Source organism: Kocuria sp. CCUG 69068 (assembly GCF_020833785.1).
GTDB lineage: Bacteria > Actinomycetota > Actinomycetes > Actinomycetales > Micrococcaceae > Kocuria > Kocuria rosea.
Genome location: NZ_PDDL01000268.1, coordinates 1 through 641, shown reverse-complemented (window position 1 = coordinate 641; position 641 = coordinate 1). Strand labels below are relative to the sequence as shown.

The 641-nt window shown below is 79.9% G+C and carries 1 protein-coding gene; it reads right to left on the bottom strand.

Features of this window, described 5'->3' with window-relative positions; translation table 11 throughout:
- Nucleotides 1–135 precede the first annotated feature (135 nt).
- On the bottom strand, nt 136–641 hold a 506-nt coding region (locus tag CRM73_RS19455), incomplete at its 5' end, for a Flp pilus assembly protein CpaB (protein WP_229588833.1).

Sequence of the window (641 nt, the reverse complement as noted above, 5' to 3'; positions counted from 1 at the left end):
GTGCCACCGGGGGCACGTTCACCGACGGCACGTCCACCGGGGCGGAGACGCGCCTGCCCGGCCTGGACGGGCGGGCGTCCGCGGCGGACGCGGACCGGGCGGACGAGGCCTCCGATCGGGCCCACGAGGACTGGCTCAGGGCCCAGCGGCCTCCGCACTGGGACTGACCGGCGCCGGGACGAGGACCACGGTGGTGCGCCCGGTGCCGCCCGCGCCCGCGAGCTGCGCGGCGCCCTCGTGCGGGGCCCCCACCACCAGCAGTCCCTCCTCCTCGGAGGTGCCGGGCCCGGCGAGCAGACCGCCGTCCCCACCGGGGTCCGCGGAGGAGACCCACAGCACGGGCAGGCCCCTGCCCAGGACCTGACGCCCGCCCGGCGCAGCGCCGTCGGGCAGGTGGACGACGTCCACGTGGTCGCCCGCGCGCACGTGCCGCAGCACACCGGGGTCGTCGATGCGCAGCGTCACCGCCGTGGCGCCCCCGTCCTGTCCCGTCAGCAGTCCCGGGCCCACGAGCGCGGTCTCCGTCAGCGGCTGCCCGGGGCCCGCGGCGCCCGCCAGGACGCGCCCGGACAGCTCCGCGGGGTCGGCCACGGCACCCTCCGGCGCCAGCCCGTGGGGATAGGCGGCCACCGCGAGCCGCT